Origin of the sequence: Thauera terpenica 58Eu, from assembly GCF_000443165.1 — a bacterium.
Taxonomy (GTDB): domain Bacteria; phylum Pseudomonadota; class Gammaproteobacteria; order Burkholderiales; family Rhodocyclaceae; genus Thauera; species Thauera terpenica.
In genome coordinates, this window is record NZ_ATJV01000052.1 from 1 (window position 1) to 24,668 (window position 24,668).

Annotated in this window: 30 protein-coding genes; 10 read left to right on the forward strand and 20 right to left on the reverse strand. The window is 64.4% G+C overall.

Annotated features, from left to right (window positions below):
• The 3 genes from M622_RS40535 to M622_RS29530 form a co-directional block, all read left to right on the forward strand.
• A partial coding sequence (locus tag M622_RS40535; protein ID WP_040830740.1) for a hypothetical protein occupies positions 1–208 on the forward strand: 208 nt, incomplete at its 5' end.
• Positions 109–339, forward strand: coding sequence for a thioesterase family protein (locus M622_RS40810; RefSeq protein WP_370696038.1), 231 nt, complete (start codon positions 109–111; stop codon positions 337–339). The genes M622_RS40535 and M622_RS40810, both read left to right, overlap by 100 nt.
• A gap of 44 nt (positions 340–383) precedes the next feature.
• Positions 384–746, forward strand: a complete 363-nt coding sequence (locus M622_RS29530) for an MliC family protein (RefSeq protein ID WP_021249246.1) — start codon at positions 384–386, stop codon at positions 744–746.
• A 33-nt stretch (positions 747–779) separates the two neighbouring features.
• On the opposite strand, the gene M622_RS29535 is transcribed toward M622_RS29530, so the two are convergent.
• The 4 genes from M622_RS29535 to M622_RS29550 all read right to left on the reverse strand — a co-directional run bounded on the left by M622_RS29535 (position 780) and on the right by M622_RS29550 (position 4,872).
• Positions 780–1,103 carry a hypothetical protein gene (locus M622_RS29535; RefSeq protein WP_021249247.1) on the reverse strand — a complete coding sequence of 108 codons (324 nt, stop codon included), beginning with the start codon at positions 1,101–1,103 and terminating at the stop codon, positions 780–782.
• 234 nt (positions 1,104–1,337) lie between these two features.
• Positions 1,338–2,516: a vWA domain-containing protein gene (locus M622_RS29540; RefSeq protein ID WP_021249248.1), complete on the reverse strand. Its 1,179-nt coding sequence runs from the start codon at positions 2,514–2,516 to the stop codon at positions 1,338–1,340.
• 40 nt (positions 2,517–2,556) lie between these two features.
• A complete protein-coding gene (locus tag M622_RS29545; protein ID WP_021249249.1) occupies positions 2,557–4,005 on the reverse strand; it encodes an EAL and HDOD domain-containing protein in 1,449 nt (482 codons plus the stop codon).
• A gap of 15 nt (positions 4,006–4,020) precedes the next feature.
• A complete protein-coding gene (locus M622_RS29550; RefSeq protein WP_021249250.1) occupies positions 4,021–4,872 on the reverse strand; it encodes an AAA family ATPase in 852 nt (283 codons plus the stop codon).
• 164 nt (positions 4,873–5,036) lie between these two features.
• On the opposite strand from M622_RS29550, the gene M622_RS29555 reads away from it, so the two are divergent.
• Genes M622_RS29555 through M622_RS29565 form a run of 3 tightly spaced genes read left to right on the forward strand, consistent with a single transcriptional unit; the run spans position 5,037 to position 6,819 of the window.
• Positions 5,037–5,357 carry a c-type cytochrome gene (locus M622_RS29555; RefSeq protein ID WP_021249251.1) on the forward strand — a complete coding sequence of 107 codons (321 nt, stop codon included), beginning with the start codon at positions 5,037–5,039 and terminating at the stop codon, positions 5,355–5,357.
• Between the two features lie 12 nt (positions 5,358–5,369).
• On the forward strand, positions 5,370–5,711 hold the full coding sequence (locus tag M622_RS29560; RefSeq protein WP_021249252.1) for a c-type cytochrome: 342 nt from the start codon (positions 5,370–5,372) through the stop codon (positions 5,709–5,711).
• Between the two features lie 34 nt (positions 5,712–5,745).
• The gene (locus M622_RS29565; protein WP_021249253.1) at positions 5,746–6,819 is read left to right on the forward strand and encodes an RNA methyltransferase; all 1,074 of its coding nucleotides are present in this window, start codon (positions 5,746–5,748) and stop codon (positions 6,817–6,819) included.
• A gap of 92 nt (positions 6,820–6,911) precedes the next feature.
• On the opposite strand, the gene M622_RS29570 is transcribed toward M622_RS29565, so the two are convergent.
• The 16 genes from M622_RS29570 to M622_RS29645 all read right to left on the reverse strand — a co-directional run bounded on the left by M622_RS29570 (position 6,912) and on the right by M622_RS29645 (position 20,325).
• Positions 6,912–7,367, reverse strand: a complete 456-nt coding sequence (locus tag M622_RS29570) for a DUF411 domain-containing protein (RefSeq protein ID WP_021249254.1) — start codon at positions 7,365–7,367, stop codon at positions 6,912–6,914.
• 143 nt (positions 7,368–7,510) lie between these two features.
• On the reverse strand, positions 7,511–8,851 hold the full coding sequence (locus M622_RS29575) for a ferredoxin reductase family protein (protein ID WP_021249255.1): 1,341 nt from the start codon (positions 8,849–8,851) through the stop codon (positions 7,511–7,513).
• A gap of 67 nt (positions 8,852–8,918) precedes the next feature.
• Entirely contained in the window at positions 8,919–9,224 is a 306-nt protein-coding gene (locus M622_RS29580; protein ID WP_021249256.1) for a PepSY domain-containing protein, read from the reverse strand.
• Positions 9,225–9,340: 116 nt separating this feature from the next.
• Positions 9,341–10,468: an aminotransferase class V-fold PLP-dependent enzyme gene (locus M622_RS29585; RefSeq protein ID WP_031346800.1), complete on the reverse strand. Its 1,128-nt coding sequence runs from the start codon at positions 10,466–10,468 to the stop codon at positions 9,341–9,343.
• 174 nt (positions 10,469–10,642) lie between these two features.
• Positions 10,643–11,974 carry a sensor histidine kinase gene (locus M622_RS29590; RefSeq protein WP_021249258.1) on the reverse strand — a complete coding sequence of 444 codons (1,332 nt, stop codon included), beginning with the start codon at positions 11,972–11,974 and terminating at the stop codon, positions 10,643–10,645.
• An 88-nt stretch (positions 11,975–12,062) separates the two neighbouring features.
• Positions 12,063–12,722, reverse strand: a complete 660-nt coding sequence (locus tag M622_RS29595) for a response regulator transcription factor (RefSeq protein ID WP_021249259.1) — start codon at positions 12,720–12,722, stop codon at positions 12,063–12,065.
• Between the two features lie 4 nt (positions 12,723–12,726).
• Entirely contained in the window at positions 12,727–13,062 is a 336-nt protein-coding gene (locus M622_RS29600; RefSeq protein ID WP_021249260.1) for a PepSY domain-containing protein, read from the reverse strand.
• Positions 13,063–13,153: 91 nt separating this feature from the next.
• Complete coding sequence (locus M622_RS29605) at positions 13,154–13,585, reverse strand: DUF1841 family protein (protein WP_031346801.1); 432 nt, start codon at positions 13,583–13,585, stop codon at positions 13,154–13,156.
• Between the two features lie 105 nt (positions 13,586–13,690).
• On the reverse strand, positions 13,691–14,323 hold the full coding sequence (gene nth / locus M622_RS29610) for an endonuclease III (RefSeq protein WP_031346802.1): 633 nt from the start codon (positions 14,321–14,323) through the stop codon (positions 13,691–13,693).
• A gap of 13 nt (positions 14,324–14,336) precedes the next feature.
• Positions 14,337–15,068 (reverse strand): electron transport complex subunit E, encoded by a 732-nt coding sequence (locus M622_RS29615; protein ID WP_021249263.1) that lies wholly within the window; start codon positions 15,066–15,068, stop codon positions 14,337–14,339.
• On the reverse strand, positions 15,065–15,739 hold the full coding sequence (locus tag M622_RS29620) for an RnfABCDGE type electron transport complex subunit G (protein ID WP_021249264.1): 675 nt from the start codon (positions 15,737–15,739) through the stop codon (positions 15,065–15,067). The genes M622_RS29615 and M622_RS29620 overlap by 4 nt, the downstream gene beginning before the upstream one ends.
• A complete protein-coding gene (locus tag M622_RS29625) occupies positions 15,736–16,752 on the reverse strand; it encodes an RnfABCDGE type electron transport complex subunit D (protein ID WP_021249265.1) in 1,017 nt (338 codons plus the stop codon). Before M622_RS29625 ends, M622_RS29620 begins: the two co-directional genes overlap by 4 nt.
• 4 nt (positions 16,753–16,756) lie before the next feature.
• Positions 16,757–18,487 (reverse strand): electron transport complex subunit RsxC, encoded by a 1,731-nt coding sequence (rsxC, locus tag M622_RS29630; RefSeq protein WP_021249266.1) that lies wholly within the window; start codon positions 18,485–18,487, stop codon positions 16,757–16,759.
• The gene (rsxB, locus tag M622_RS29635; protein ID WP_021249267.1) at positions 18,484–19,035 is read right to left on the reverse strand and encodes an electron transport complex subunit RsxB; all 552 of its coding nucleotides are present in this window, start codon (positions 19,033–19,035) and stop codon (positions 18,484–18,486) included. The genes rsxC and rsxB overlap by 4 nt, the downstream gene beginning before the upstream one ends.
• Before the next feature lie 46 nt (positions 19,036–19,081).
• The gene (gene rsxA / locus M622_RS29640) at positions 19,082–19,666 is read right to left on the reverse strand and encodes an electron transport complex subunit RsxA (RefSeq protein WP_021249268.1); all 585 of its coding nucleotides are present in this window, start codon (positions 19,664–19,666) and stop codon (positions 19,082–19,084) included.
• A gap of 113 nt (positions 19,667–19,779) precedes the next feature.
• On the reverse strand, positions 19,780–20,325 hold the full coding sequence (locus tag M622_RS29645; protein WP_021249269.1) for an NUDIX hydrolase: 546 nt from the start codon (positions 20,323–20,325) through the stop codon (positions 19,780–19,782).
• Positions 20,326–20,520: 195 nt separating this feature from the next.
• On the opposite strand from M622_RS29645, the gene M622_RS29650 reads away from it, so the two are divergent.
• From M622_RS29650 to motA, 4 genes are all read left to right on the forward strand, one after another.
• Entirely contained in the window at positions 20,521–22,503 is a 1,983-nt protein-coding gene (locus M622_RS29650) for a sensor domain-containing diguanylate cyclase (RefSeq protein ID WP_021249270.1), read from the forward strand.
• Positions 22,504–22,653: 150 nt separating this feature from the next.
• On the forward strand, positions 22,654–22,971 hold the full coding sequence (gene flhD / locus M622_RS29655; RefSeq protein ID WP_031346805.1) for a flagellar transcriptional regulator FlhD: 318 nt from the start codon (positions 22,654–22,656) through the stop codon (positions 22,969–22,971).
• A 10-nt stretch (positions 22,972–22,981) separates the two neighbouring features.
• Complete coding sequence (gene flhC / locus M622_RS29660; RefSeq protein WP_021249272.1) at positions 22,982–23,572, forward strand: flagellar transcriptional regulator FlhC; 591 nt, start codon at positions 22,982–22,984, stop codon at positions 23,570–23,572.
• A 200-nt stretch (positions 23,573–23,772) separates the two neighbouring features.
• Positions 23,773–24,627: a flagellar motor stator protein MotA gene (gene motA, locus M622_RS29665; protein WP_021249273.1), complete on the forward strand. Its 855-nt coding sequence runs from the start codon at positions 23,773–23,775 to the stop codon at positions 24,625–24,627.
• The last annotated feature ends 41 nt before the right edge of the window (positions 24,628–24,668 follow it).

Below are 24,668 nucleotides of genomic sequence, written 5' to 3' on the forward strand. Positions count from 1 at the left end.
CTTCGCTCGCGCTGCCATGCTCGACCTCAAACCGTCAGGAAGTCCGGCGCCGCCGGGATGGATGACATTTTATTGCACCAACGCCAAATCGAAGTCGTTTCCTGGCTTTTGTCAGTTGATGAAAAGCGCCTGCATACTTTTCATGAAATATATTGCACAAATAAGGGATATCGAGCGGCAGCGGGTGAGCATCTTGATGTTCATATAGACCTGGAAACCAGGCGAGTATCACCATTCCCTGAAGATGTTCTTCAGCGCTTGCAGTCAATAGAAAAAGAGTACGCAAGGTTTCCAAGACCTGACAAGCTTGGTAGCACCATCAGGGCCCCAGTCAGGTAAGCTGTGCCGATAGTATCAACAGGTCTGACAGTACGGAGTTAAAAATGAAAATCGTCTTTCCCCTGATGTTCGCTTCAGCCCTGCTCGTTTCCGCCTGTTCAAGTGCTCCGCAGGTGAGTGGGGACGACAGGGTGCCTGCGGCGGCAGCGGCCTCAGTACATAAGTATCAGTGCAAGAGCGGTGAAATGATTGCTGCCACCTATCCATCCACCGACTCAGCTACGATCAACTACAAGGGTAGTGACTACAGCATGCAGATTGCAGTTTCTGCCAGTGGCGCGCGTTATGTTGGAGGTGGGTTTGAGTGGTGGACCAAGGGTTCTGGCGCCGGATCCGAGGCCATCCTTTTCCATCACATGGCGGATGACACCTCGGGTTCGATCGTCGAGCTTTGCTCGGAGTCCTGAGCGAGCCCCAGTCTGGCTGTTGAATACGCCCGCTTAGGATTTCGGATTCGGTGGCTCAGAGCCCGACTTCTCAGCTTTGGCTTCTTCTTCCATCTTCTTTTTTGCGTAAGAGACGACAAGATTCACCACTACAATCATCACTCCGGCAACCAGAAGTATATAAAGCATTGAAGCTCTATTGCTGGTGTCCGGCTGCGTCGCATTCGTGCTCTTGATTTCTTTCCCTGTGGTGTTTCCCTGGTTTTCAGACGCTGGCGGGCTGGCCGCTGTATTTTCCGATTGAGCGGTTGCGGCCAGGGTGACTCCACTCGAAAATAAAAAAATGAAACTCATCAACACTGCCGTCAGGTACTTCATGTAGCGCCTCGTTCTTCGGTCTTGCCATCTACGACGGCATGATTTTGCAAAGTTTTCAACACGCAGAGCCGCAGTTCGTGTCCCCAGGGCTTGGCGACATCGAGCTTTCCGTTCCTTAAACGCCGATAGCCGGGATGAAGGGCGGGGTATTGTCGGTCCCCGTGTCACCTGGGCGAGGCGGGGACGTTGTTTGGCGCAATGCCCAGAAAGCGTCCGAAGCACGCTCATTTGCGCTCAGTGCTTCTTCGACAGCCCCTGCATCGCGCGTGACAGACCGTCCAAGGTCAGCGGATACATGCGCTGGTGCATGATCTGGCGGATGAGTCCGATGGACTGGCGGTATTCCCACAGGGGCTCGGGTTCGGGGTTCAGCCAGGCCGCGGCCGGATAGGCGTCGAGCAGGCGGCGCAGCCACACGGCGCCGGCTTCGGCGTTCATGTGCTCGACCGAGCCCTGCGGGTGCAGGATCTCGTAGGGGCTCATGGTGGCGTCACCGACAAAGATCAGCTTGTAGTCGGAAGGGTATTTATGGATGACGTCGAGTAGCGGCATGCGCTCGGTGTGGCGACGGTCGTTGTCGCGCCACACGCCTTCGTAGACGCAGTTGTGGAAGTAGAAATATTCGAGGTGCTTGAATTCCAGCCGACAGGCGGAAAAGAGCTCTTCGCACACCTTGATGTGGTCGTCCATCGAGCCGCCAACGTCGAGAAACAGCAGCACCTTGACCGCGTTGTGGCGCTCGGGCCGCATCATCAGGTCCAGCCAGCCCGCGTTGCGTGCGGTGGCGGTGATGGTGCCATCGAGATCCAGTTCGTCGGCCGCACCCTGGCGCGCAAAACGGCGCAAGCGGCGCAGCGCGACCTTGATGTTGCGCGTGCCCAGCTCCACCGAATCGTCGAGATTGCGAAACTCGCGCTTGTCCCAGACCTTGATTGCGGTGCGATTGCCGGCCGAATCGCCGCCGATGCGGATGCCTTCGGGGTGGGTGCCGTGGTTGCCGAAGGGTGAGCTGCCGCCGGTGCCTATCCACTTGTTGCCGCCCTCGTGACGGCCCTTCTGTTCGGCAAGACGCTTGCGGAACTCGTCCATCAGCTTGTCCCAGCCGAGCTTTTCAAGCTTGGCGCGCTCTTCGGGCGTGAGGTGCTTCTTCGCCATTGCACGCAGCCAGTCCTCGGGCAGGTCCACGTCCAGTCCGGGGAGGGCGGTGACGCCCTTGAAGTATTCGCCGAAAGCCTGGTCGAAGCGGTCATAGAGTGATTCGTCCTTGACCAGGCAGGCGCGCGAGAACACATAGAAGTCGTCTAGCGAGGGTTCGCACACGTGCTCGCGCAGGCCTTCGAGCAAGGTCAGGAACTCGCGCGTCGACACCGGCAGCTTGCGTGCCTTCAGGTGCAGGAAAAAGTCGATCAGCATCGCGGCGATCTCCGTGAGGGTTCAAGCGCGGCGCAGGGCCTCACTGCTGCACTTCCAGGGCCCAGGACAAGGCCTGCATGTGGCTGAGGGAGGCCTGCTCGGCGCTGACCGCGCAGCGCTCGGCAGCTTGCTGCATGCGCTCCGGTTCGAGGTCGCCGCGTTCGCAGGCGATGGCGAGTTCCAGCAAAGGGTAGAGCGGGCCTTCACCTTCTTGTAATGCGGCGCGCACCTCGGTGGTCAATGCCAGCGGCGCGAGCGCCTTGTCGAGCGGCACCTGCATGATCACGTCGGCGAGCGAAAGCAGACCGAGCAGGAACAGCGACTCGCGCTCGGTCGTGCTTTTTTCTGCCGCCAGCAATTCCATCATGCGTGCGCGCACCAGCGCGGTCTCCAGCGCCGCGGCGGCGCGCCCGCTGTTGCCGTCGGTGCTGCAGGCCAGCAGCACCAGCCAGCGGTAGAGGCGCTCCTCGCCCAGCAGGGCGAAGGCGTGCTCGATGGAGGCAATCGGTTTGGTCTGGGCGTTGGCCGCCGAGTTGACGTAACGCAGCAAGCGCAGCGACAGGGCGCCGTCTTCCTTGAGCAAGGCCGCGATTTCACGTGCATCGCCGTTGCTGCGCAGGCGTCCGATCAGGGTGGCGATGCGCAGGGTGTTCGGCCCCAGATCACGCTCGCTCCAGTCCTCGCGACCAGTGATGAATGGGCCCTGGAACAGACTGGCGCCCATCTTGTAGGCGAAGCGGAAGTCCTCCAGCGAGGGCAGGTCGCGCACCAGCAGGCGTGCCTGCGGGCTGGCATCGGCAACGAAGCGCGTGAGCCGCAGGCCGAGGGCTGCGTCCAGGGCCGGCGAGCGTACGATGACCATGTCTGCCTGCGGCAGCAGGGCTGAGAAGTCGTCAATGAGCATTGGATCAAGAAGCCCGAGACGAAACCCGGCCTGGCGTAGGCGAGCCACCGTTTGTGCCAGCTCGGTTGGATCCGGGCCGCTGGCCTCGGAGTGTGGCGTCGGGATCAGCACGATATTGCGTGCCGGGAGGTTAGCGAGGCAGGGGTGAGACAGGAAGGAGTCAGGAACCTCAATGGCGGCAAAGCGATGCCCCAGCAGGCGACCGATGTCTGCGCGTACGAGATTGCGCACCAGTATTTCGGCATACAGGTGATGCACGCGACGACTGCTGTTGCGGATGCGGTTGCGCGTGCCCTCGTGCAGCATGAACTGGTAGCCGGCAATGCGCTGGTCCCGCCCCAGCACGGCTTCGCGGCACAGATAGGTGACCATCGCTGGCGTGTGGTCTGTGCCGTCGGTGCTGTCGTCCGTTGCGCTGCTTGCCGTCCTGGCGGGCAGGCCTGGAGCCGTGCCCGCGCTGCCCCCTGCGCGCAGCGGCGCATCACGGTTGAGCTGGGCGAAATCCTGCGGGTTCGTAAGCCGGGGGGACGCTGGCGGAGTCGCTTGCTGGCGCCGGAACAGCCAGTCGAAGAAGGCTTTCAACATTTTTTGTCCGTCCGTTCAGCGATGCTTGCGCGCCATCATCACCAGGCGTTCGAACAGATGCATGTCCTGTTCGTTCTTCAGCAGTGCACCGTGCAGGGGTGGCATCACCATCGTGCTGTCCTGACTACGCAGGGCCTCGGCCGGGATGTCTTCGGCCACGAGCAGCTTGAGCCAGTCCAGAAGCTCGGAGGTGGAGGGCTTCTTCTTCAGCCCCGGAACCTCGCGCAGGCCAAAGAACACCTCGAGCGCCTCGCTCAGCAACTGCTTGCGGATGCCCGGGAAGTGCACATCGACGATGCGCTGCATGGTGTCGCGATCGGGAAAGCGGATGTAGTGGAAGAAGCAGCGGCGCAGGAAGGCGTCGGGCAGTTCCTTTTCGTTGTTCGAGGTGATGAAGACGATGGGACGGTGGCGCGCACGCACGGTCTCGCGCGTCTCGTACACATGGAACTCCATGCGGTCGAGTTCGCGCAGCAGATCGTTGGGGAATTCGATGTCGGCCTTGTCGATCTCGTCGATCAGCACCACGGTCGGCTCGTCGGCCTCGAAGGCCTGCCACAGCACGCCCTTGACGATGTAGTTGGCGATGTCCTTGACGCGGTCGCTGCCCAGCTGTGAATCGCGCAGGCGCGAGACCGCGTCGTATTCGTACAGGCCTTGCTGGGCCTTGGTGGTGGACTTGATGTGCCACTGCAGCAAGGGCAGGCCGAGTGCGGCTGCGACCTCTTCGGCGAGCATGGTCTTGCCGGTGCCGGGTTCGCCCTTGATCAGCAGCGGCCGTTGCAGGCGGATGGCGGCGTTGACGGCCAGCATGAGGTCTGGGGTGGCGACGTAATCGCGTGAGCCTTCAAAGCGCGGCATGGACATGCGGGATTCCTCTGATTATTTCCAAACGATTATACGGCTAGCGTTACGGAAAACCGGCGAGGCGTCTGCGGCGCGGGCTTGTCCATGTGGTGCGGACTGCCCACTTCGAGCTGCAGGCGATCGACAAGAGTTGATGCAGCATCTCCCCCAACGGAGGACCCACCATGCAGGGACGTTTTCTGGTTTGTGGCTTGGCGCTGCTGGTGATCGCCTTGCCGGCGCGCGCGCTCGAAGGCGACGCCGAGGCGGCGAAAGCCAAGATCTCGATGTGCATTGGCTGCCACGGCATCGAAGGCTATCGCACCAGCTTCCCCGAGGTGTACCCCGTCCCCAAGCTGGGTGGCCAGTATCCCGAATACATCGTCGCCGCACTCCAGGCCTACAAGGCGGGTGAGCGCAGCCATCCCACCATGCGCAGCGTCGCCGCTGGCTTGTCCGAGCAGGACATGGCCGACCTTGCCGCCTACTATTCCGCTGCACGCTGAGGGAGACGCGCCATGAGCTCACACTCCATTGCCCCGGCCCTGCGCCTGATCGCGGTGGTCGCGGCCAGTGTCGTGCTTGTACCTGCCCAGGCTGCGGGCGACAAGCAGCGCGGCGAGGAAAAGTCGCAGATCTGCGCAGCGTGTCACGGTGCCGACGGCAACAGCCCCACGCCCGCCTTTCCACGCATCGCCGGCCAGCATCCCGATTACCTGTTGCAGGCGCTGTTCGATTACAAAGCCGGCAAGCGCAAGAACCCCATCATGGCGGCACAGGTTGAAGCCTTGTCGAAGCAGGACATGAGCGATCTTGCCGCCTGGTTTGGTGCGCAGCAGGGGCTCTACGTGAAGCGCTGACGGCGCTGCGCGTCGGTGCTAGCATGCTGGCCCCATGCGCATCGAAACTTTCCGTGCCCGCCTGCAAGACCTGGGCGCCAAACCCTGCCACGAAGACCGCCTGATGCGTGCCTGGCTGCAGCGTCTGGCGCTCGATGGCGGCCCGCGTCCGCAGCAACACTTCCTGCCCTTGGCGGTGCGCGCGGCCTTGCCCGCACTCAAGGCCGAATTCGACGCCTTGGCGCGCTTGCGCTCGCAGCACCCTGGCGAGGACGGCTCGTCCCGCCTGCTCGTCGAGCTGGCTGACGGCCAGACGGTGGAGAGCGTGCTCTTGCCGCGCGACGGCCTGTGTGTGTCCACCCAGGTGGGCTGCGCGGTGGGCTGCGTGTTCTGCATGACGGGCAAGGACGGCCTGCTGCGCCAGCTCGGCAGCGCCGAGATCGTCGCCCAGGTGGCGCTGGCGCGTAGCCTGCGCCGGGTGCACAAGGTGGTGTTCATGGGCATGGGCGAGCCCGCGCACAACCTCGACAACGTCGTCGAGGCGATCGAGACCCTGGGCACGGACGGCACCATCCCGCACAAGAACCTGGTGTTTTCCACCGTCGGCGATCGGCGCGTGTTCGAGTGCCTGCCCCAACTGCGTGTGAAGCCTGCGCTCGCCCTGTCGCTGCACACCACCCGTGCGGACTTGCGCCTGCAGTTGCTGCCACGTGCACCGCGCATCGATCCCGAGGAGCTGGTCGAGCTCGGCGAGGCCTACGCACGCGCCACCGGCTACCCCATCCAGTACCAGTGGACGCTGATCGAAGGGGTCAATGACAGCGCCGAAGAGCTCGAAGGCATCGTGCGCCTGCTGGCCGGCAAGTACGCGGTGATGAACATGATTCCGTTCAACCCGGTCGAAGGCCTGGAATTCCGCCGTCCGAGCTGGGACAAGGCGGCCGCGATTGCGCGCTGGCTGCACCAGCACCACATCCTGACCAAGCTGAGACATTCGGCCGGGCAGGATGTGGACGCGGGCTGCGGGCAGCTGCGCGCGCGTGAGATCAAGATCGGCTTCGTCGCGCGCGAACGTCGGCTCGTCGAGCGCGACGCACAGCCTGCAGGCAGCTCAGCGCCGCACCCTTGACGGCGCTCGCCAGGCGCCTGGCCTGGCGCGGACGGGAGAGTCGTGCGTTGTCCTGAGCGCTGTGACTACCCGCGCTGCGCGTGCTTTGTGGCTCAGTGGCGGGCGAAGACCGCGCGCTTGCCTGCGCTGTCGAAGCTCACGACATCGTATCGCTCGGCCGCATAGGGGCCCTCCATGCCGGGCGAACCGAGCGGCATGCCGGGTGCGGACAGGCCGGTGATTGCCGGCTTTTGCGCCAGCATGCGCTTGACGTCGGCTGCCGGTACATGGCCTTCGACGATGTAGCCACCGACCTTCGCCGTGTGACACGAAGCCAGCGCCTGCGGCACGCCGGCCTCGTGCTTGACCGCATCCATCTCGCGCGTCGCGACCTCCTTGACGCGGAAACCGTTGGCGCGCATGTGTTCGGCCCATTTGCCGCAGCAGCCACAGTTCGGGTCCTTGAACATGGTGAGCTCGTCGTCGGCGGCCAGTGCGGGGCCGAAGGTGGCCACGCTGAGCAGGCCGGCAGCGAGCAGGGTGCGCAGGGCGTTGGGGGTAGCAAACATGGAAAATCTCTCGAGAGTGGAAGAAAGGGGCTCGGGCCTGTGCGCCGCAGATGCGCCACGGCGCTCAGTCGTGAGCTGTAGATTGAAGTGCCGCCGCACAGTTCCCCATGCGACGGCTGGCCTCGATCTCTGGTGTCACCGCCTCAGCGCATCTCGAAGGCCTCACGGTGAAAGCGTACGCGCCGTCGCCACAGTTGCTTCAGACCGGCTTTGAGCTGATCGCCCAGGCTGGGCGGGCCGCAGAACCAGACTTCCGTGTGCCCGCCATCGCTCTGAGTGCTGGCCAGGGTATCCGCCGTCAGACGTGCCCCGGTCGCACTGTCATGGATGTGCAGGCGCACTGCGGGCAGCGCTGCGCATAGAGCCTGCAGGCGGCCGACGAAGGGGTCTTGCGCGGCGCTGCGCGTGCCGTAATGCAGATCCACAGGCGTTGCCGCGCAGCTTGCAGGCTCGGTGTTTGCACGCAACTCGTCCAGCCAGGCAAGGAAGGGCGTCACGCCGATGCCGCCGGCAACCCAGATCTGACGGGCCTTGCGGTTGCGGCGTTCGAGCACGAAGCGTCCGTAAGGGCCTTCGACCGTCACCGCCTGCCCGACCTGAACTTGATGCGCGACCCGGCGCGTATGGTCACCCAAGGCCTTGATCTGGAAGCTCAGCAAGCGGTCGCCGTGATCGGCACTGGCGATGGTGAAGGGATGGGCGCCTTCGAGATGATCGAGGCCGACGAAGCTGACGAAGGCGAATTGTCCGGCGCGATGGCCACGCCATTCACCGCCGAGACGACACACCACCTCGGTGATGTCCGCTGCCGGTGAAGACACGGCGGTGACCACGCCGTGCACACGACGATCGTGGCCGATGCGTCCGCTGAGCGTGATCACCGCGGCGACCACACCCGCCGCCAGCAGTACTGCCAGCAAGACTCCCACCGGCTGCGACCAGTAGTCGGGCGGTGCCAGCACCGCGGCGTGAAACGCCAGCACCAGGTAGAGCGCCGGCATGGCGCGGTGGAGCAGGCGCCAGAATTTGTACGGGAAGCGCTTCCACAGGCTCAGCACGATCATGGCCAGCACCACATAGATGGCGAACTCGCCCAGCGCCTCGCCCGCATCACGCAGGGCTTCATACACACTGCCGAACTCCATTTTCGGTGGCCGTCCAGCACGCCCATACACGGCCTTGATGAGGTCGTCGGACATCTCGATCAGCCAGTGCAGGGCGGCGAACACGGCGGCGAGAATACCCGCCCACTTATGTACGCGGAAGATGCGGTCCATGCCGCCGAGCGGGCGTTCGAGGATCACCGGCCGCGTGGCCAGCACCATGGCCAGCGACATCAGACCGATGGACAGCAGGCCGCTGAGATAGAGACCTTGTTCGCGGATCAGCCATGGCAGCGTGGTCTGGCTGGCGTCGAGGCTGACGGCGTTCACTCCCCAGGCAAGGGTGAGGACGGCGAGGAAGGCGGAGAGGAGGGGGATCACGGCGCGGGCTCCTGGGTACGATGTAAAAAAGGGGCGCCAGCGTGGCCGGCGCCCCTGCGTCAGGGCCTTACTTGTTGCGTTTGACTTCCGTCTTGAGGATGTCGCCCGTGATCGGGTCGAGGTCGAGTTCGACGCGCTGACCTTGCGCGTCGGTGGCCTTGACTTCGTACTTGTTGCGCTCGCGGTCGATTTTCTCGAAGTCGCGGTAGCCGGCGGCTTCGAGCTTGCTCAGCACCTGCTGCATCGTCAGCGTCTGCTGCTGGGATGCCTGGTTCACCGCAGCGGACTGGGCAAAGGCCGGGACGAGCGCCGCACTGGCGCCGAGGATGCCGCCGGTGAGGGCGAGGGTGGCGATGAGAGTGGTGGCACGCATGATGGTTTCTCCTTGGAAGATCCGCGGTCTGACTTGGACCGTGGTGCCATCATGCGTGGGGCTGGCTGAACGCAGGCTGAATGCAGATTGACTGCGCCCGTCGTGCTGCATCGGCCTCAGTCGAGGGTGTCGAGTGCGCGCTCCAGGTTGGCCACCGTGCGCTCGATCGCATGCAGCTTGTCGAGACCGAACAAGCCGATGCGAAAGGTCTTGAAGTCGGCGGGTTCGTCGCACTGCAGCGGCACGCCGGCTGCGGTCTGCAGGCCAGCGGCGGCGAACTTCGCGCCGCTCTTGACGCCCTCGTCCGTGGTGTAGCTGACGACCACGCCCGGTGCCTTGAAGCCTTCGGCGGCGACGCTGCGCATGCCGCGCGCTTCAAGCAAGGCACGCACGCGGCGCCCGAGTTCGAGTTGCTCCGCCTTCACCTTGTCAAAGCCGTAGGCCTCGGTCTCCTTCATCACCTCGTGCAGGCGTGCGAGCGAGTCCGTGGGCAGGGTGGCATGGTAGGCATGGCCGCCGGCCTCGTAGGCTTCCATGATCTGCAGCCATTTCTTCAGATCGGCGGCAAAGCTGGTGCTGGTGGTGGCGTTGACGCGTTCGCGCGCGGTGGCGCTCATCATCACCATCGCGGCGCCCGGCCAGCTCGTCCAGCCTTTTTGCGGCGCACTGATGAGGACGTCGATGCCGCAGGCCTGCATGTCGACCCAGATCGTGCCCGAGGCGATGCAGTCGAGCACGAACAGCCCGCCCACCTCATGCACGGCGTCGGCCACCGCGCGCAGGTAGTCGTCGGGCAGGATCATGCCGGAGGAGGTCTCGACATGGGGCGCGAACACCAGGTCGGGGCGGTGCTGGCGGATCGCTGCGATCACCTCCTCGATCGGCGCCGGGGCGAAGGGCTCCTGGGGGCCGGCCGCGAGTTGACGCGCCTTCAATACCACCGATTCGGCCGGGATGCTGCCCATGTCGAAGATCTGCGTCCAGCGGTAGCTGAACCAGCCGTTGCGCAACACCAGCGCCTTCTTGCCGGTCGCGAGCTGACGCGCCACCGCCTCCATGCCGAAGGTGCCGCCACCGGGGACGATGGCAACGGCCTGGGCGTTGTAGACCTTCTTCAGCATTGCCGAGATGTCGCGCATCACGCCCTGGAAGGCTTGCGACATGTGGTTCAGGGAGCGATCGGTGAACACCACCGAGTATTCGAGCAGGCCATCGGGGTCGACGTCGGGCAGCAGTCCGGACATGGTCATCTCCATCTTGATCGGTTGGCCGCGACGCGCGCAGTGCGCTGCTTCGCGGATGAGTGGCGGGCAAGTGGCCCCCAAGCCGGTCGATTGTAGCGGCTGCGCGGGCACGATGGGCAGCGCCGCCGAGGGGCACTGCAGGGCCACCGAGAGTGGGGCGCCGCAAGGGGGCAACTACAGCGGCAGGCGCAGGCAGACGCGCAGGCCACCCAGGGCCGCCGAGGGCGCGTAGTCGATGCTGCCGCCGTACTGCGCCACGATGTCGCCGACGATCACCAGACCGATGCCGTGGCCCGGTCGCTGTTCGTCGCTGCGCAGGCCGGCGGTGCCGAGCCGGCCGAGGAAGTCCGGCGGCACGCCGGGGCCGTCGTCCTCGATCGTGCACACCAGGGCATCCGGGGCGTCGGCCACGTCGTCGATGTGCAGCACGATGCGTGCAGCCGCCCACTTGCAGGCGTTGTCGAGCAGGTTGCCGAACAGCTCGAGCATGTCTTCGCGGTCAAGCGGGAAGCGGCGTTCGGGTACATCGAGCACGATCTCGAGCGTGCGCTCGGCATGCAGCTGGCGCAAGGCCCGGGCAAGCGTCTGTAACTGCGTGCGGGCCTCGAAGCCCTCGCGCGTGGGGCCGGCGCCGGCGAGGCGGGCGCGGCGCAGTTCGCGTTCTATCGTATTGCGCATGATGTCGATCTGGCCCTGGACGGCGCGCGCAGCGTCGCTGCTGCCCGCCTGGGCGAGCTCGTCGGCGCGGTGCTGCAGAACGGCGAGCGGGGTCTTCAGGGCATGCGACAGATTGCCGACCGCGTGGCGGATGCGACCCAGGCGCTGGGCGTGATGTCGGGCCAGACGGTCCACCGCGTCCAGCATCGGCTGCACCTCGCGTGGAGCCTGTGTGCCCAGGCTGGCGGGTTCGCCACGTTCGATCTGGCGGCAGGCGGCGACGGCGTCCTGCAGGGGCGCCAGGCCGCGCAGCAGCAGACGTCGTTGCAGCACCAGCAGCAGCAGCAGCGCGATGAACAGACCGGCCGCCATGCGCTGGCTGAAGTGGGTGATGGCGTCGGCCACGCGCGCAACGTCCTCGGTGACGACGATGACGATGCCGCCTTCAGTCGAGGGGTAGCGCTTGGCGTAGCCGAGGAGCTTTTGCCGCGCCGGGCCGTCGAGATGGAAAGTGCTCTCGCCGCGCGCATCGGGCAGCGGTACGGCGAGTTCTTCGTCCCATAGCGAGCGCGAGCGCAGCCAGGGGCCGTCGCCCATGCGGATCAGGAAGTAGTGGCCCGACAGCGGCAGATCATAGACCGTGCCCGCCGCCCCCTGCGCTGCGGCCTCGGGATCGAGCGCGTCGAGGACGCGGACGTAGATCAGATCGGCGTCGTGCTGCAGGCGCGAGACCACGTAGTCCTCGACCAGGCGTCGGGGGAAGTCCTGCAGCGCGAAGGCGAGCAGCAGACCGGCCCCGATCAGCACCAGGGCCATGGCAAGCGAGAGGCGACTGAGCAGCGATTTCATCGCTTAACCGCTGTGCGGCTTCATGCGCGATCCTGGTCGTGCCGCTTGGCTGGCCGATCCAGGGCAGACAGACTCAGGGCAGCCAGACTCAGGGCAGAAACACATAGCCTTGTCCGCGATGGGTCTCGATGTGCTGTGTGCCGATGAGCAGACGCAGGCGCCGGACATAGACTTCGATGACGTTGCTGTCGTGTTCGGCGTCGTAGTCGTAGACGTGTTCGTAGAGCTGCGTCTTCGACAGGACCTGAGCAGGGTGGCGCATGAGGTAGCGCAGCAGGCGAAATTCGGTGGCGGTGAGTGATCGTTCGCTGCCATCGTCGCCGCTCAGGCATTGCCGCGCCTCGTCCAGACGCCACGGTCCGGCGCGCAGTTCGAGCGTGGGCGTGGTGGCGCTGCGGCGCAACAGGGCTTGCAGGCGCGCGAGCAATTCCTCGACGTGAAAGGGCTTGCCGAGGTAGTCGTCGGCGCCTGCCTGCAGACCTTCCACGCGCTCGGCCCAGCCGTCGCGCGCGGTGAGGATCAGCACCGGCAGGCGGCTGCCGGCTGCGCGCCAGGTCTTCAGTACTTCCAGCCCCGGCTTGCCTGGCAGACCCAGATCGAGCACGACGGCGTCGTAAGGCTCGGTGCTGCCCAGATGGCCGCCGTCGATGCCGTTGGCGGCGACATCCACGGCGTAGCCTTCCTGCTCGAGCCGTGTGCGCAGGCGCTCGCTCAGCTCCGAATCGTCTTCGACGACGAGTATGCGCATGGCCTTACTTCACCTTGCGCCGCAGGATCTCGCCGCTGGCGGCGTCGATCTCGAGCTTGTGCACCGCGTCGGCGGCGTCGATGATCTTGACCTCGTACACGTATTTTCCACCTTCGCGATCAAGTTCGACCTCGACGACCTGGCCGGGCTGTGCAGCCTGGCTGCGCTTGAGGATGTCTTCCATGGCCAGGATCTGGCCGCTTTCGCGTAGCTGGCGTACTTCGCTGCTGCGGGCGCGGTCGTCGCTTGCGTGTGCGCTCAGGGGCTGCAGGCTGAGGCCGGCGATCGTCGCGATGCTGAGACCGAGAACTGCGGCGGTGATGGCTTGGCGGGTCTTCATGATGAGTTCCTCGACTGTTTCTGGAGTCCGTTGGGGACGTGTGCAGTATCGCGCCCCGCGCCTGAATCGAAACTGAAAACCCGCGCCGTCCTCAGCCGATACCGGCCTTCCGCTTCAGACAGCCCACATAAGCGAGGGCGTCGGGCGGGGTGCCATTGCGCTGGGCGTTGAACATCATCTCGCCCAGGCATTCCAGCGCATCGTGCAAGGCGGCGTGGCGCTCGCCGCGCTGCGCGCAGGCGGCCTCGAAGGCGGCGCGGATGCCCGGCGGCTGGTTGATCGACAACTGCTCCTCGATGGCCAGATGCAGGGACAGATGCAGGAAGGGGTTGATGGCGCCATCCTCGGGGCTGAAGTCACGCTCCAGCGAGTCGGGGTTCTCGACGATGGCATGGTATTCGGGGTGCTGGCTGATGATGTCGGCGGCGATGGATTCCATCGCGCTCAGCAGCTCGCGCGCCCTATGCTTGCGCCAGGTGTCGATGAAAAAGCTGCGCACCTGCTCGCGGCTGGGATTGAACATGTCGGCTTCCACCAAGGGGTGAGGGTTGTAAGGGTCTCAGTATGCTGGGGCGAAGGCTCGTCGGGCGTTCGGTCTTGGACCTTGACCCTCGGGCGGCGGCGGCTCTCAGTCGGTCTTGTCGCGGGACAGGCACAGGTCACGCACGCTGCAGATGCCGCATTTGGGACTGCGCGCGGTGCACACATAGCGGCCGTGCAGGATCAGCCAATGATGGGCGTCGAGCAGGTAGTCCTTGGGCACGCGACGCATGAGCCTCTTTTCCACCTCGAGGACGTCCTTGCCCGGTGCGAGCCCGGTGCGATTGCCAACGCGGAAGATGTGCGTGTCGACCGCCATCACCGGCTGGCGGAAAACGGTGTTGAGCACCACATTGGCGGTCTTGCGGCCGACGCCGGGCAGGGCCTCGAGTGCTTCGCGATTGGCCGGTACTTCGCCGCCGTGGCGTTCGAGCAGCAGGCGTGAGAGCGCGAGGGTGTTCCTTGCCTTGTTGCGGAACAGGCCGATGGTCTTGATGTGCTCGGCGATGCCCTCTTCGCCGAGTGTCACCATGGCCTCGGGCGTGGGTGCCGCGGCGAAGAGCTTGCGCGTGGCGATGTTGACACTGCGATCAGTGGCCTGGGCCGACAGCACGACCGCCACCAGCAGCTGGTAGGGCGAGTCGTACTCGAGTTCGGTCTGTGGATGGGGGTTGGCTTCGTGCAGGCGGCGGAAGAACTCCCTGATCGCCTCACGCGTCATCATCGCCATCGCTTCAGCCTGCCGGAGCGGGCTCGGCGGGCTCAGCGCGCTCAGCGGGGGTGGTCTGTGACGTCGTCGTTGCTGCGGCCGGCGGGCGCTTGTGGGTGCGCGCAGCCAGATGGGTGTTGATGGCGTTGAAGGCCGCAATCAGGCAGCCGAGCGCAAAGAATGCGCCCGGTGGCAGGATGGCGATCAGGAAGCCGGGGTAATCCTCACCGAACACGTTCCATGCCGACAGGCTGGGGAAAATCATCTCGATGCCGGAGAACAAGGTGCCTGCACCCAGCAGTTCGCGGATGGCGCCGAGCAGACCGAGCACCCACACCAGGCCCAGGCCCATCATCACGCCGTCGAAGGTGGAGCTCAGGGGGTCGTTCTTGGCCGCGTAGGCCTCGACGCGAGCGAGCACGATGCAGTTGGTGACGATGAGCGGAATGAAGATGCCGAGCACCAGATAGAGATCGTGGAAGTAGGCGTTGAACGAAAGATCGACCACGGTCACGAGCGCGGCGATGATGAGGACGAAGACAGGGATGCGGATTTCGTAAGGGATGAAATTGCGTAGCGCAGACACCGCCAGGTTGGCCAGTGCCATCACCAGGATGGTGGCCAGGCCCAGACTGACGGCGTTGACCATGCTGGTGCTGATGGCGAGGATGGGACACAGGCCGAGCAACTGCGCGAGGCCAGCGTTCTGCTTCCACAGGCCGTTATAGGAGATGTCGCGAAACTGTTGCGGGCTCATGGTTGTACTCCCAGGGTGCTGCCGGCGGGGGCGGAGAACAAGTCATCCTGGCGCGCGCTCGCCCAGGCCGTGGCGCGACCCACGGCGCCGACCACGGCGCGCGCGCTGATCGTCGCGCCGGTGCGGTAGCCGAAGCTGCCGCCGTCCTTGCGCAAGGCCCATTCGGCGGTGTTGACGTCCTTCCAGCTGGCGATGGAGAACTGGCCGATCCAGGGCATGTCCTTGCGGCGGTCCTTCTTGGGGTCGATGTAGTCGCCCAGGCCAGGCGTTTCCTTGTGTGCGGTGACGCGTACGCCGGACAGCAGGCCATTGGTATTGATCGCCACCACCATCGCGATACGGCCTGCGTAGCCATCGGTGGTTGCGGTTTCGACGATGAGGGCGACCGGTTGATTGCCGAGGCGGGCGCGCCAGATGCGGCCGCCGTCATCGAGGCCGAGGGCCGGTGTGGGGCCGATGCGCACGAGGTCTTCAAGGAGCTCGTTGTCGTAGCTGCCCGGCGCCAGCACCTCGTCGATCAGGCGCATCTGCGCCTCCTGCATCGAGGCTTCGATCGCCGGGCGCGTGAAGCGGTAGGTGGACGCCATCATGGCGGTAAACACCAGTGTGAACACCAGCATGATGCCGGCGGCGCGCAGCGCGGTGCGCAGTGCACTGTAGCGCGCGCTCATCGCCAGCCTCCTTCATCCCGACGGCGGTGACCGAAGACGCGAGGCTGTGTCTTCTTGTCGATCAGCGGTACGCAGATGTTCATCAGCAGCACGCCGAACGCGATGCCCTCTGGATAGGCACCAAAACTGCGGATGAGCCAGGCGATGAGGGCGATGCCGGCTGCGAAGATGAGCTTGCCGCGCGGCGTGGTGGCGCCCGACACGGGATCGGTGACGATGAAGAAGGCGGCGAGCATGGCGCCGCCGCTGGCGAGGTGAAACAGCGGTGAGGCGAAGCGGGTGGGGTCGAACAGCCAGAACGTGCCTGAAATCAGCGACAGCGCAGCGATGAAGGCGGCGGGCATGTGCCAGGTGATGATGCGGGTGGCGAGCAGGAGAAGACCGCCGCCAAGGTAGCCAAGCGAAACCCACTCCCAGCCGCGGCCGCCGAAAAAGCCGAAGGCCGAGCCCTGCAGGACGGCCTCGACCGAACTTGCCCCGCTGCGCAGGCCGGTGCGCAGGGCGTCGAGTGCGGTGGCGCCGGTCATGCCGTCGAGGTCGCGTGCGCCACCCAGGATGAGTCCGAGCTGGGTATCGAAGCTCAGGGAGCCGGCAGCTGGCCACTGCGACATCAGCGCCGGGTAGGCGACGATCATCGAGCAGTAGGCCACCATCGCCGGGTTGAAGGGGTTCTGGCCAAGCCCGCCGTAGAGGTGTTTGGCGACGATGATGGCGACCAGCACCGCGAGCATCGTCAGCCACCACGGCACGATGGGCGGAAAGCACAGCGCCACCAGCCAGGCGGTGACGATCGCCGACAGGTCGGTGACCGCGATCGCTATCGGGCGCTTGCGCAGCGCCAGCATCAGCGCCTCGGCGGCGACGGCGGTGAGGCTGGCGAGCGCGAGATTGACCAGGATGCCCGCACTGACCTTGAGCGCGTAGGCGGTGATGCCTGGCACCAGGGCGAGCAACACCAGGCCCATGACACGCTGGACGCTCGCGGGTTTGCGGATGTAGGGGGAGTGGATCATGGGTTCACGATTGGGGTGAGCCTTCGGCTTCGACTGCCGGAGCCTCGTCAGGCCGGGGGTCGCCAGCCTTGGGTGCGAGCGCAGGGGGCGGGGCTGCGGTCAGGTTGAGGGCTTTTCGCCTGGCCTCGATCTCAGCGATGTCGGCTTTGGTTTCGGCGCTCAAGTCTTCGGTGTTGCGCACCTCAGTGCTGGCCTTCTGCGCCTGGGCACGAGCGAGCGCGGCGGCGATCAAGGCCTTCTTGGGGTCTTCGGCAGTGGCAGTGCTGGCTTCCGCTTTGACCGCAGTGGTGTCGGTGGCGAGCTTGGCGCGCGTTTCGGCCGCCTTGGCGGCGAGCTTGGCGGCTTTTTCTTCCTTTTCGCGTTCCTGACGGTAGTTGCGAAACTCGAAGCGTTCGCGGGCCTGGTCGGCTGCAGTGTTGTCACGTTCGCGCGCCCAGATTTCACTCTTGGCGAAACGGAAGTAATCGACGAGCGGGATGTGTGACGGACACACATAGGCACAGCAGCCGCATTCGATGCAGTCGAAGAGCTTGTATTCCTGCGCCTTGCCGAAATTGCGTGCGCGGCTGTGCCAATACAGCTCGAAGGGCTGGAGCTCCGCAGGGCAGGCGCGTGCGCATTCTCCACAGCGGATGCAGGGCTGTTCGGGCGGAGGGGGCGGCAGCAGCGTCGGTGAGCTGGCAATGATGCAGTTGCTGCCTTTGACGATCGGGACATCGAGCCGCGGCAGGGCAAAGCCCATCATCGGGCCACCCATCAGGTAACGGTTGGTGTCCGCCTTTGGCTGCGCCAGCGGCAGGAGCTCGTCGATCGGTGTGCCGATCAACACTTCCCAGTTGCCGGGGCGGGCGACGTTGCCGGTGAGGGTGACGATACGGCTCAGCACCGGTTCACCGTGGGCGATGGCGCGATACACCGCGTAGGCGGTGCCGACATTGAAGCACTGCACGGCGTAGTCGGCGCTGAGCTTGCCGTAGGGAATCTCGATGCCGGTGAGCACGCGGATGAGTTGCTTTTCGCCGCCCGCGGGATAGAGCGAGGGCACAGGCTGGATGCGCACCGGATCATCCACGCGCTGCGCCGCGGCGCGCATGGCGGCGATGGCTTCGGGCTTGTTGTCCTCGATGCCGATCACGAGCTCGCGTGCGCCAATGAGGCGGAACAGGATGCGCGCGCCCGCCAGGATGCCGTCGGCGCGCTCGCGCATCAGGCGATCGTCGCAGGTGATCCAGGGTTCGCATTCGGCGCCGTTGAGGATCAGGGTGTCGACGCCCGAGCCCTTGCCGAGCTTCACATGGCTGGGGAAGGTGGCGCCGCCCAGACCGACCAGGCCGCAGTCGCGCAGCCAGGCCAGCGACGCGTCGCGACCGGCGCGCTCGGCATCGAACGCGGCGTGTTCCACCCAGCGCTCCTCGCCATCGGGTTCGATGACGACGCAGCGCGTCTCCAGCCCCGAGGCGTGCGCCATCGTGTAGCGCCCGAAGTCGATCACCGTGCCGGAGGTGGGGGCGTGCACCGCAGTGCCGAGCATGCCTTCGGGCTCGCCGATGCGCTGCCCCTTGAGCACTTTCTGGCCGACCTCGACGATGCAGCGTGCGCTGGCGCGGGTGCTCTGGCGCAAGGGCACGACAAGCCGCGAGGGTAGCGGTGCGCGCTCTATGGCTACGCTGGCCGATTCATGCTTGTGGGCGTCGGGTTTGATGCCACCGTGGAACTTGAACAGGCGTCCGATCATGACACTTCCCTGATTTCAACCACCGGGTATTTCCACTTCCAGGTCTGGACGGTGTCGGCGACCACCTCCATCGTGATGCAATCGACCGGGCAGGGCGCGACGCACAACTCACAGCCGGTGCATAGCGGCTCGACCACGGTGTGCATCTGCTTGGCGGCGCCGACGATGGCGTCGACCGGGCAGGCCTGAATGCACAGGGTGCAGCCGATGCAGGTGTTCTCGTCGATGACGGCGACCGACTTCGGCTTCTCCACGCCGTGCTCTTCGGACAGTGGCTTGAACTCGCGACCGAGCAGGTCGGCGAGCTTGCGGATGCCCTCCTCGCCACCCGGGGGGCACTGGTTGATCTCGGCCTCGCCCTTGGCGATGGCTTCGGCATAGGGCTTGCAGCCGGGATAGCCGCACTGGCCGCACTGCGTCTGCGGCAAGATGGCGTCGATCTTCTCGACCAGCGGATCGCCTTCGACCTTGAAGCGGATCGCGGCATAGCCCAGTGCCGCGCCGAGCACGAGGGCGATGCCGGTCATGACGAGAAGGGCGGTCAGCATGCGTGGGGTCTTTTGAGTACGGGGCGGGGGCTGTGGTGTTGAGGCATCAGTGGAAGCGATCAAGCCCGGCGAAGCCCATGAAGGCCAGGCTCATCAGCCCGGCGGTGATCATGGCGATGGCCGTACCCTTGAAGGGCAGCGGAACGTCTGCCCCTTCAAGGCGTTCGCGGATGCCGGCAAACAGCACCAGCGCAAGCGTGAAGCCAAGGGAGGAGCCGAAGCCGAACAGCAAGGATTCGAGCAGGTTGTGCTTCATGCCGACGTTGAGCAGGGGCACGCCGAGGACCGCGCAGTTGGTGGTGATGAGTGGCAGGTAAATACCCAGCACCTGATGCAGCAAGGGGCTGGTCTTCTGGATGACGAGCTCGGTGAGCTGTACGATTGCAGCGATGACGACGATGAATGACAGCGTGCGCAGGTAGGCGAGGTCGAAAGGCTGGAGCAGGTAGTGGTCGATCAGGTAGCTCGAGCCTGAACCGAGCGTGAGCACGAAGGTCGTCGCCGCGCCCATGCCGATCGCGGTCTCGAGCTTCTTCGACACACCCATGAACGGGCACAGGCCCAGGATGCGGACGAAGACGACGTTGTTCACCAGGACCGCGCCGATGACGACGAAAAGGTAGCTGCTCATGATCCGCCGAACGGGGGAATAATCGGACGATTATCGCCCGCAGCGCCGGCCCACTCAACCCTGATGCGCTTATAGGCTTATCTTGCGCACGCCATGATAGGCGCCGCAGCGCTTCAGGGGGCGGGCGGTGGAAGCGCCAGGCTGGTGCAGTGAAACGGCCAGTTGCCACGGCGGCGATCTTCGAAGAAGTAGCGCAAGGTCATGCCGATGGTGCGAAAGGCGATCTGGTCCCAGGGGATTTCATCTTCGCGCAGGAGGGCGACTTCGAGTGACTCTTCGCCGGCACTGAAGTCCAGGTCGAGCAGGCGGGCACGATATACGAGGTGTACCTGGCTGATGTAGGGCACGTCGATCATCGTGTACAGCTCGCCCACCTCGATGCGCGCACGCGCCTCTTCGGCGGTTTCCCGCGCTGCGGCCTGGGCGGTGGTTTCGTCGTTTTCCATGAAGCCGGCAGGCAGCGTCCAGAAGCCGTGACGTGGCTCGATGGCACGACGGCAAAGGAGAATGCGGTCTTCCCACTGCGCCAGCGCGCCCACCACCAGTTTCGGGTTCTGGTAATGAACGGTGGTGCACTGACGACAGACATAGCGCGGAAGCGTGTCGCCGGGCGGAATGCGAAGTTCGACAGCGGCGCCGCAATTAGAGCAAAAATTCATGAAATAAGTCTTGAGGAGCGTTTTCTGGATTCTAACGTGCTTTCTGACTCGGGTTCAGGCGTACAGGCAAGCTACCCTTTTACGTGAAATCCCTTCTGTATAATTCATGGGCACACCCTGAGCAGCCGTGCCAGCACGGCGTGGAGCTGTGCGCGATTGTGCCGAATGGACGGTCGAACATCTTTCGAGGAAGCCATGCCGCAGCCGATTGACATGAAGCGTTTCGAGCAACTCAAGGCGGCGAGTGAGTTGCCATCACCGCGCGGCGTGGCGATCGCGATCATTCGACTTGCGCAGTCTCCCGATGTGTCGATGGGTGAGCTTGGCCGCGTGATCAAGGGCGACCCTGCTTTCGTCGGGCGTCTGATCAAGGCGGCCAACGGCGTGGTGGGGGAGAACGGCCGCTCGGTGGTATCGGTGCAGGATGCGCTCATGGTGCTGGGCTTGCCGGCCGTGCGCGCCATGGCGCTGGGCTTTTCCCTGTTATCCAACTATCGCAAGGGGGCCTGCGCGGCCTTCGATTACGCGCGCTTCTGGACTTCATCCGTGTTGATGGCCTTGTCCATGCAGGCATTGGCTCGACGTTTGCGCGTGATCCCCGCCGACGATGCCTTCAGTGTCGGTCTGCTGGCGCGCATCGGCGAGCTTGCGCTGGCGACCATTTATCCTGCCGATTTCGGGCTGGTGTTGCGCAAGGTCGCCGCCTCCCCCGACGCACGCCAGCTCGACCTCGAGCAGGCGGCCTTTGCGCTGACCCACTGTGAGCTGGGCGCGGCGATGCTGTCGGACTGGGGCATCCCGGCGCAGCTGTACAATCCAGTGCGCTTTTTTGAAATGCCCGAGTACGCCGGCTTCGCCGAGGGCTCGCGCGAGGCGGGCTTGATGCAGTGCCTGGTCCTGTCACGCGCGATCGCGCAGCTGTGTCTCGCCCCCGAGTCCGAGCATGCCCGCTTGATCGTGCCGATGTTGAGGCTTTCAAGTCGGCTCGGTCTGGAGCGTGGCGAATTCGTGATGTTGTGTGAGCGCGTTGGGCGTGACTGGGGTGAATGGGCCAAATTGCTGCAGCTCGATGGCGGGCGGCTGCCCACGTTTACCGCCCTTGTTGCCGAGGAAGAAACGGTGCCTGCGGTCCTGGCAGCTGAAGGCGAGACCCGACAAGGGGCTGGTGCGACTCCAGCGCCCTTGCCTGCCATGCCCTTGGCGGGCACTGCACAGGGCGCGCCTGCGGACGAGCCGATGCGCTTGTTGGTCGTCGGCGTCACCGGCGCGGAGCGGGCGCTTGTCTGCGAGGCGCTTGATCCAAGTGAGTTTGTCGTTCTGGAAGAGCCGGACTGCAGCCTGGCCGTCGACCGCGTGATCGACTTGCAGCCGCAGTTGATGGTGCTCAATTGGGGCTGTGAGCACTGCGGGCAAACTTTTATCCAGGCTTTGCGCAGCGCTCGTTTCGGGCGTTCCATTTACGTGCTCGGGCTGCTCGACCGCGACGACGAGGGGCTTTTGCTGGAGGCAACAGCTGCAGGCGTCGATGATGTCCTCGTCCGCCCCCTGCAGCGCAACGCCGTGACCGTACGCCTGCGCGCCGGGCGACGAACGCTAGGCCTGCAGCGCCAGCTGGAGTACGAGCGCGAGGAGTTGCGACATTTCGCCGCCGAACTGTCGATCTCGAATCGACGCCTGGCGGAAGCGGCCATGACCGACCCTTTGACGGGGCTGCCGAATCGTCGTTATGCGATGGATCGCATGGAGATGGAGTGGGCCGCGTGCAAGCGCCACGATCGGCCCTTGTCGGTGATGGTTGTCGACCTGGACAATTTCAAGGTCGTCAATGACTTGCACGGGCATGACATTGGCGACATGGTGTTGCGCCAGCTTGCCGATGCGTTGCGCAAGGTCTTGCGTGCGCAGGATGTCGTTTGCCGTACGGGCGGCGACGAGTTTCTGGTCATTTGCCCCGACTCCGATCTGCCCCAAGCGATTGCCTGCGCTGAGCGCCTGCGCGCAGCGGCAGACGAGTTGAGGGTCGAAACGGGTGGCCCTGAGCTCGATGTTTCGGTCAGCGTCGGGGTCGCGACCTACGATCCATCGCTCACCACCATGGCCGAGCTGATCAAGCTTGCCGATCGTGCCGCCTTCCTGGCCAAGGGACAGGGACGCAATCGCGTGGTGGCTTCGCAGTGACGCAGTCCGGCTGCCTGATCATTGCCGCCTGTTGTTTTACGGCAACGCCGGAGCGGGCCCTGGCCGGCCACAATGTGACTTTGTAACTTGCTGCTACTGAGGATTTACTTTAACTTTGGGCGCGTTAGTCCCTGAAAGGGATTGGAAATCATGGATCGACCCGACTTTCAGGCCGAAATACGTGAACTGAACCTTGCCTACCTGATGCTGGCGCAAAACATGCTGCGTCATGATCGGGCGACCGCGATGTTCCGGCTTGGTGTGGGTGATGAGCTGGCCGATGTGATCGAGGCCCTGACTGCGGCCAAGCTCGTGAGAATGGCCGGCAGCCAGATGTTGATACCCTGTTTCCGTTTTGATGATGCCCAGCTCGCGCGCCTGATGGCAGGCGAGGGCCGCGATGTCGTCAGTGCCGGTCTGCACGCGGCAATCCTCGCGGCGGGCAAGGCGGGCGGGGGTGAGGTCTGAGGAGCTTGAGATGAAAGTTAAAAGCGTCATTGCCGAGGCGGATGATATTCGTCGTGCGGTGGAGATGGTCCAGCTCGGTGCGCGCATGCAGATGCTTGAGGTCGAGACCAGCCTGAGCCGCGAGAAGCTGCTGCGCATCTACAAGGAAGTGCGCGGAGTGTCGCCGCCCAAGGGCATGCTGCCGTTCTCGACCGACTGGTTCATGACCTGGCAGCCCAACGTGCACTCCTCGCTGTTCATGGGCTTGTACCGTTTTTACATGCAGCGCGCCGCACTCACCGGGCTTGAGGCGATCATCAAGGCTTATCACCTCTATCTGGATCACATCGAGACGAGCACGGTCGAGCCGGCCCTGAGTCTGACGCGAGCGTGGACGTTGGTGCGTTTTTTTGATGCGGACCTGCTGCAGATGACGGCGTGCACCTCGTGCGGCGGGCAGTTCGTCACGCATGCGCATGATCCCGTGCAAGGCTATGTCTGCGGCTTGTGCAACATGCCTTCGCGAGCTGGCAAGACGCGCACGACCAAGGCGCGCGTGGCAAAGCCGCGCGCGGTGGCGAAGCGCAAGTCGGTTGCCAAGTCGATTGCTGTAACTGCCTGACCAGGGCGTCGGCCCGCCCTGTCCGGGCGTGCGTCGCGTGACAAGGGCTGCCCGCAGGCTGGGGCAGCCCTTGTTTTTGCGTTTTTGCTGTAGCCATCCCTTTGATTCAAGTTTTTCCGGGGAGGGCCGATAAAAGTCACGCGCTGCATATTCTCTTGCGGTTAGGCTCTGTTGCAGCCCCCTTTCTCCTGGAGTGACCAGTGTTTCTCATCATTGGCTACGTCATCATCCTTGCGGCCTCGCTCGGTACCTATGCAGTGCATGGCAGTCTTGCCGCGCTATGGGTGCCGATGGAGTACCTCGCCATTTTCGGTCTGACGATCGGTGGCTTCGTGGCGGGCAATGGGCCCAAGGCCATCAAGGCGACGATCGCTGCCTTGCCGGGGATCTTCAAGGCCTCGAGGTACAACAAGGCCATGTATGTGGATCTGCTGTCCCTGCTCTACGAGATCCTCGCCAAGGTGCGCAAGGAAGGCTTGATGTCGATCGAAGGCGACATCGAGAACCCGGATTCAAGCCCGATCTTCTCCAAGTATCCCAGCGTCGCGGCCGACCACCACGCGGTGGAGTTCATGACCGATTACCTGCGCATGATGGTGGGAGGCAATCTGAACGCATTCGAAATCGAGAACCTGATGGACATGGAGATCGAAACCCATCACACCGAGGCCCATCAGGCACCGCACGTCGTCGCCAAGGTGGCCGATGCGGTGCCGGCCTTCGGTATCGTGGTGGCGGTGATGGGCGTGGTGAACGTGATGGGTTCGGTGGGTCAGCCTCCCGCAGTGCTGGGCAAGATGATTGGTGGCGCGCTCGTCGGCACCTTCCTCGGTATTCTGGTGTCCTATGGTTTCGTTGCGCCGGTCGCTGGCCAGCTCGAGCAGAAGGTCGAGGAGAGTGGCAAGATCTATCAGTGCATGAAGGTGGTGCTGCTGGCGAGCATGAACGGCTATGCGCCACAGGTTGCGATCGAGTTCGGGCGCAAGGTCCTGTATTCCACCGATCGCCCGGGCTTTGCCGAGCTCGAGCAGGAAATCAAGAACCGCAAGGGCTGAGCGATGCGAACGCAGGCTAGCGAACGATTCGAGTGGAGCGC

What these genes read in the sequence shown, in the direction of transcription:
- M622_RS29530 (WP_021249246.1), top strand. Translation starts at nt 384, where the DNA reads ATGAAAATCGTCTTTCCCCTGATGTTCGCTTCAGCCCTGCTCGTTTCC.
- M622_RS29535 (WP_021249247.1), bottom strand. Translation starts at nt 1,103, where the DNA reads ATGAAGTACCTGACGGCAGTGTTGATGAGTTTCATTTTTTTATTTTCG.
- M622_RS29540 (WP_021249248.1), bottom strand. Translation starts at nt 2,516, where the DNA reads ATGCTGATCGACTTTTTCCTGCACCTGAAGGCACGCAAGCTGCCGGTG.
- M622_RS29545 (WP_021249249.1), bottom strand. Translation starts at nt 4,005, where the DNA reads ATGTTGAAAGCCTTCTTCGACTGGCTGTTCCGGCGCCAGCAAGCGACT.
- M622_RS29550 (WP_021249250.1), bottom strand. Translation starts at nt 4,872, where the DNA reads ATGTCCATGCCGCGCTTTGAAGGCTCACGCGATTACGTCGCCACCCCA.
- M622_RS29555 (WP_021249251.1), top strand. Translation starts at nt 5,037, where the DNA reads ATGCAGGGACGTTTTCTGGTTTGTGGCTTGGCGCTGCTGGTGATCGCC.
- M622_RS29560 (WP_021249252.1), top strand. Translation starts at nt 5,370, where the DNA reads ATGAGCTCACACTCCATTGCCCCGGCCCTGCGCCTGATCGCGGTGGTC.
- M622_RS29565 (WP_021249253.1), top strand. Translation starts at nt 5,746, where the DNA reads ATGCGCATCGAAACTTTCCGTGCCCGCCTGCAAGACCTGGGCGCCAAA.
- M622_RS29570 (WP_021249254.1), bottom strand. Translation starts at nt 7,367, where the DNA reads ATGTTTGCTACCCCCAACGCCCTGCGCACCCTGCTCGCTGCCGGCCTG.
- M622_RS29580 (WP_021249256.1), bottom strand. Translation starts at nt 9,224, where the DNA reads ATGCGTGCCACCACTCTCATCGCCACCCTCGCCCTCACCGGCGGCATC.
- M622_RS29585 (WP_031346800.1), bottom strand. Translation starts at nt 10,468, where the DNA reads ATGTCCGGACTGCTGCCCGACGTCGACCCCGATGGCCTGCTCGAATAC.
- M622_RS29590 (WP_021249258.1), bottom strand. Translation starts at nt 11,974, where the DNA reads ATGAAATCGCTGCTCAGTCGCCTCTCGCTTGCCATGGCCCTGGTGCTG.
- M622_RS29595 (WP_021249259.1), bottom strand. Translation starts at nt 12,722, where the DNA reads ATGCGCATACTCGTCGTCGAAGACGATTCGGAGCTGAGCGAGCGCCTG.
- M622_RS29600 (WP_021249260.1), bottom strand. Translation starts at nt 13,062, where the DNA reads ATGAAGACCCGCCAAGCCATCACCGCCGCAGTTCTCGGTCTCAGCATC.
- M622_RS29605 (WP_031346801.1), bottom strand. Translation starts at nt 13,585, where the DNA reads ATGTTCAATCCCAGCCGCGAGCAGGTGCGCAGCTTTTTCATCGACACC.
- nth (WP_031346802.1), bottom strand. Translation starts at nt 14,323, where the DNA reads ATGACGCGTGAGGCGATCAGGGAGTTCTTCCGCCGCCTGCACGAAGCC.
- M622_RS29615 (WP_021249263.1), bottom strand. Translation starts at nt 15,068, where the DNA reads ATGAGCCCGCAACAGTTTCGCGACATCTCCTATAACGGCCTGTGGAAG.
- M622_RS29620 (WP_021249264.1), bottom strand. Translation starts at nt 15,739, where the DNA reads ATGAGCGCGCGCTACAGTGCACTGCGCACCGCGCTGCGCGCCGCCGGC.
- M622_RS29625 (WP_021249265.1), bottom strand. Translation starts at nt 16,752, where the DNA reads ATGATCCACTCCCCCTACATCCGCAAACCCGCGAGCGTCCAGCGTGTC.
- rsxC (WP_021249266.1), bottom strand. Translation starts at nt 18,487, where the DNA reads ATGATCGGACGCCTGTTCAAGTTCCACGGTGGCATCAAACCCGACGCC.
- rsxB (WP_021249267.1), bottom strand. Translation starts at nt 19,035, where the DNA reads ATGCTGACCGCCCTTCTCGTCATGACCGGCATCGCCCTCGTGCTCGGC.
- rsxA (WP_021249268.1), bottom strand. Translation starts at nt 19,666, where the DNA reads ATGAGCAGCTACCTTTTCGTCGTCATCGGCGCGGTCCTGGTGAACAAC.
- M622_RS29645 (WP_021249269.1), bottom strand. Translation starts at nt 20,325, where the DNA reads ATGAATTTTTGCTCTAATTGCGGCGCCGCTGTCGAACTTCGCATTCCG.
- M622_RS29650 (WP_021249270.1), top strand. Translation starts at nt 20,521, where the DNA reads ATGCCGCAGCCGATTGACATGAAGCGTTTCGAGCAACTCAAGGCGGCG.
- flhD (WP_031346805.1), top strand. Translation starts at nt 22,654, where the DNA reads ATGGATCGACCCGACTTTCAGGCCGAAATACGTGAACTGAACCTTGCC.
- flhC (WP_021249272.1), top strand. Translation starts at nt 22,982, where the DNA reads ATGAAAGTTAAAAGCGTCATTGCCGAGGCGGATGATATTCGTCGTGCG.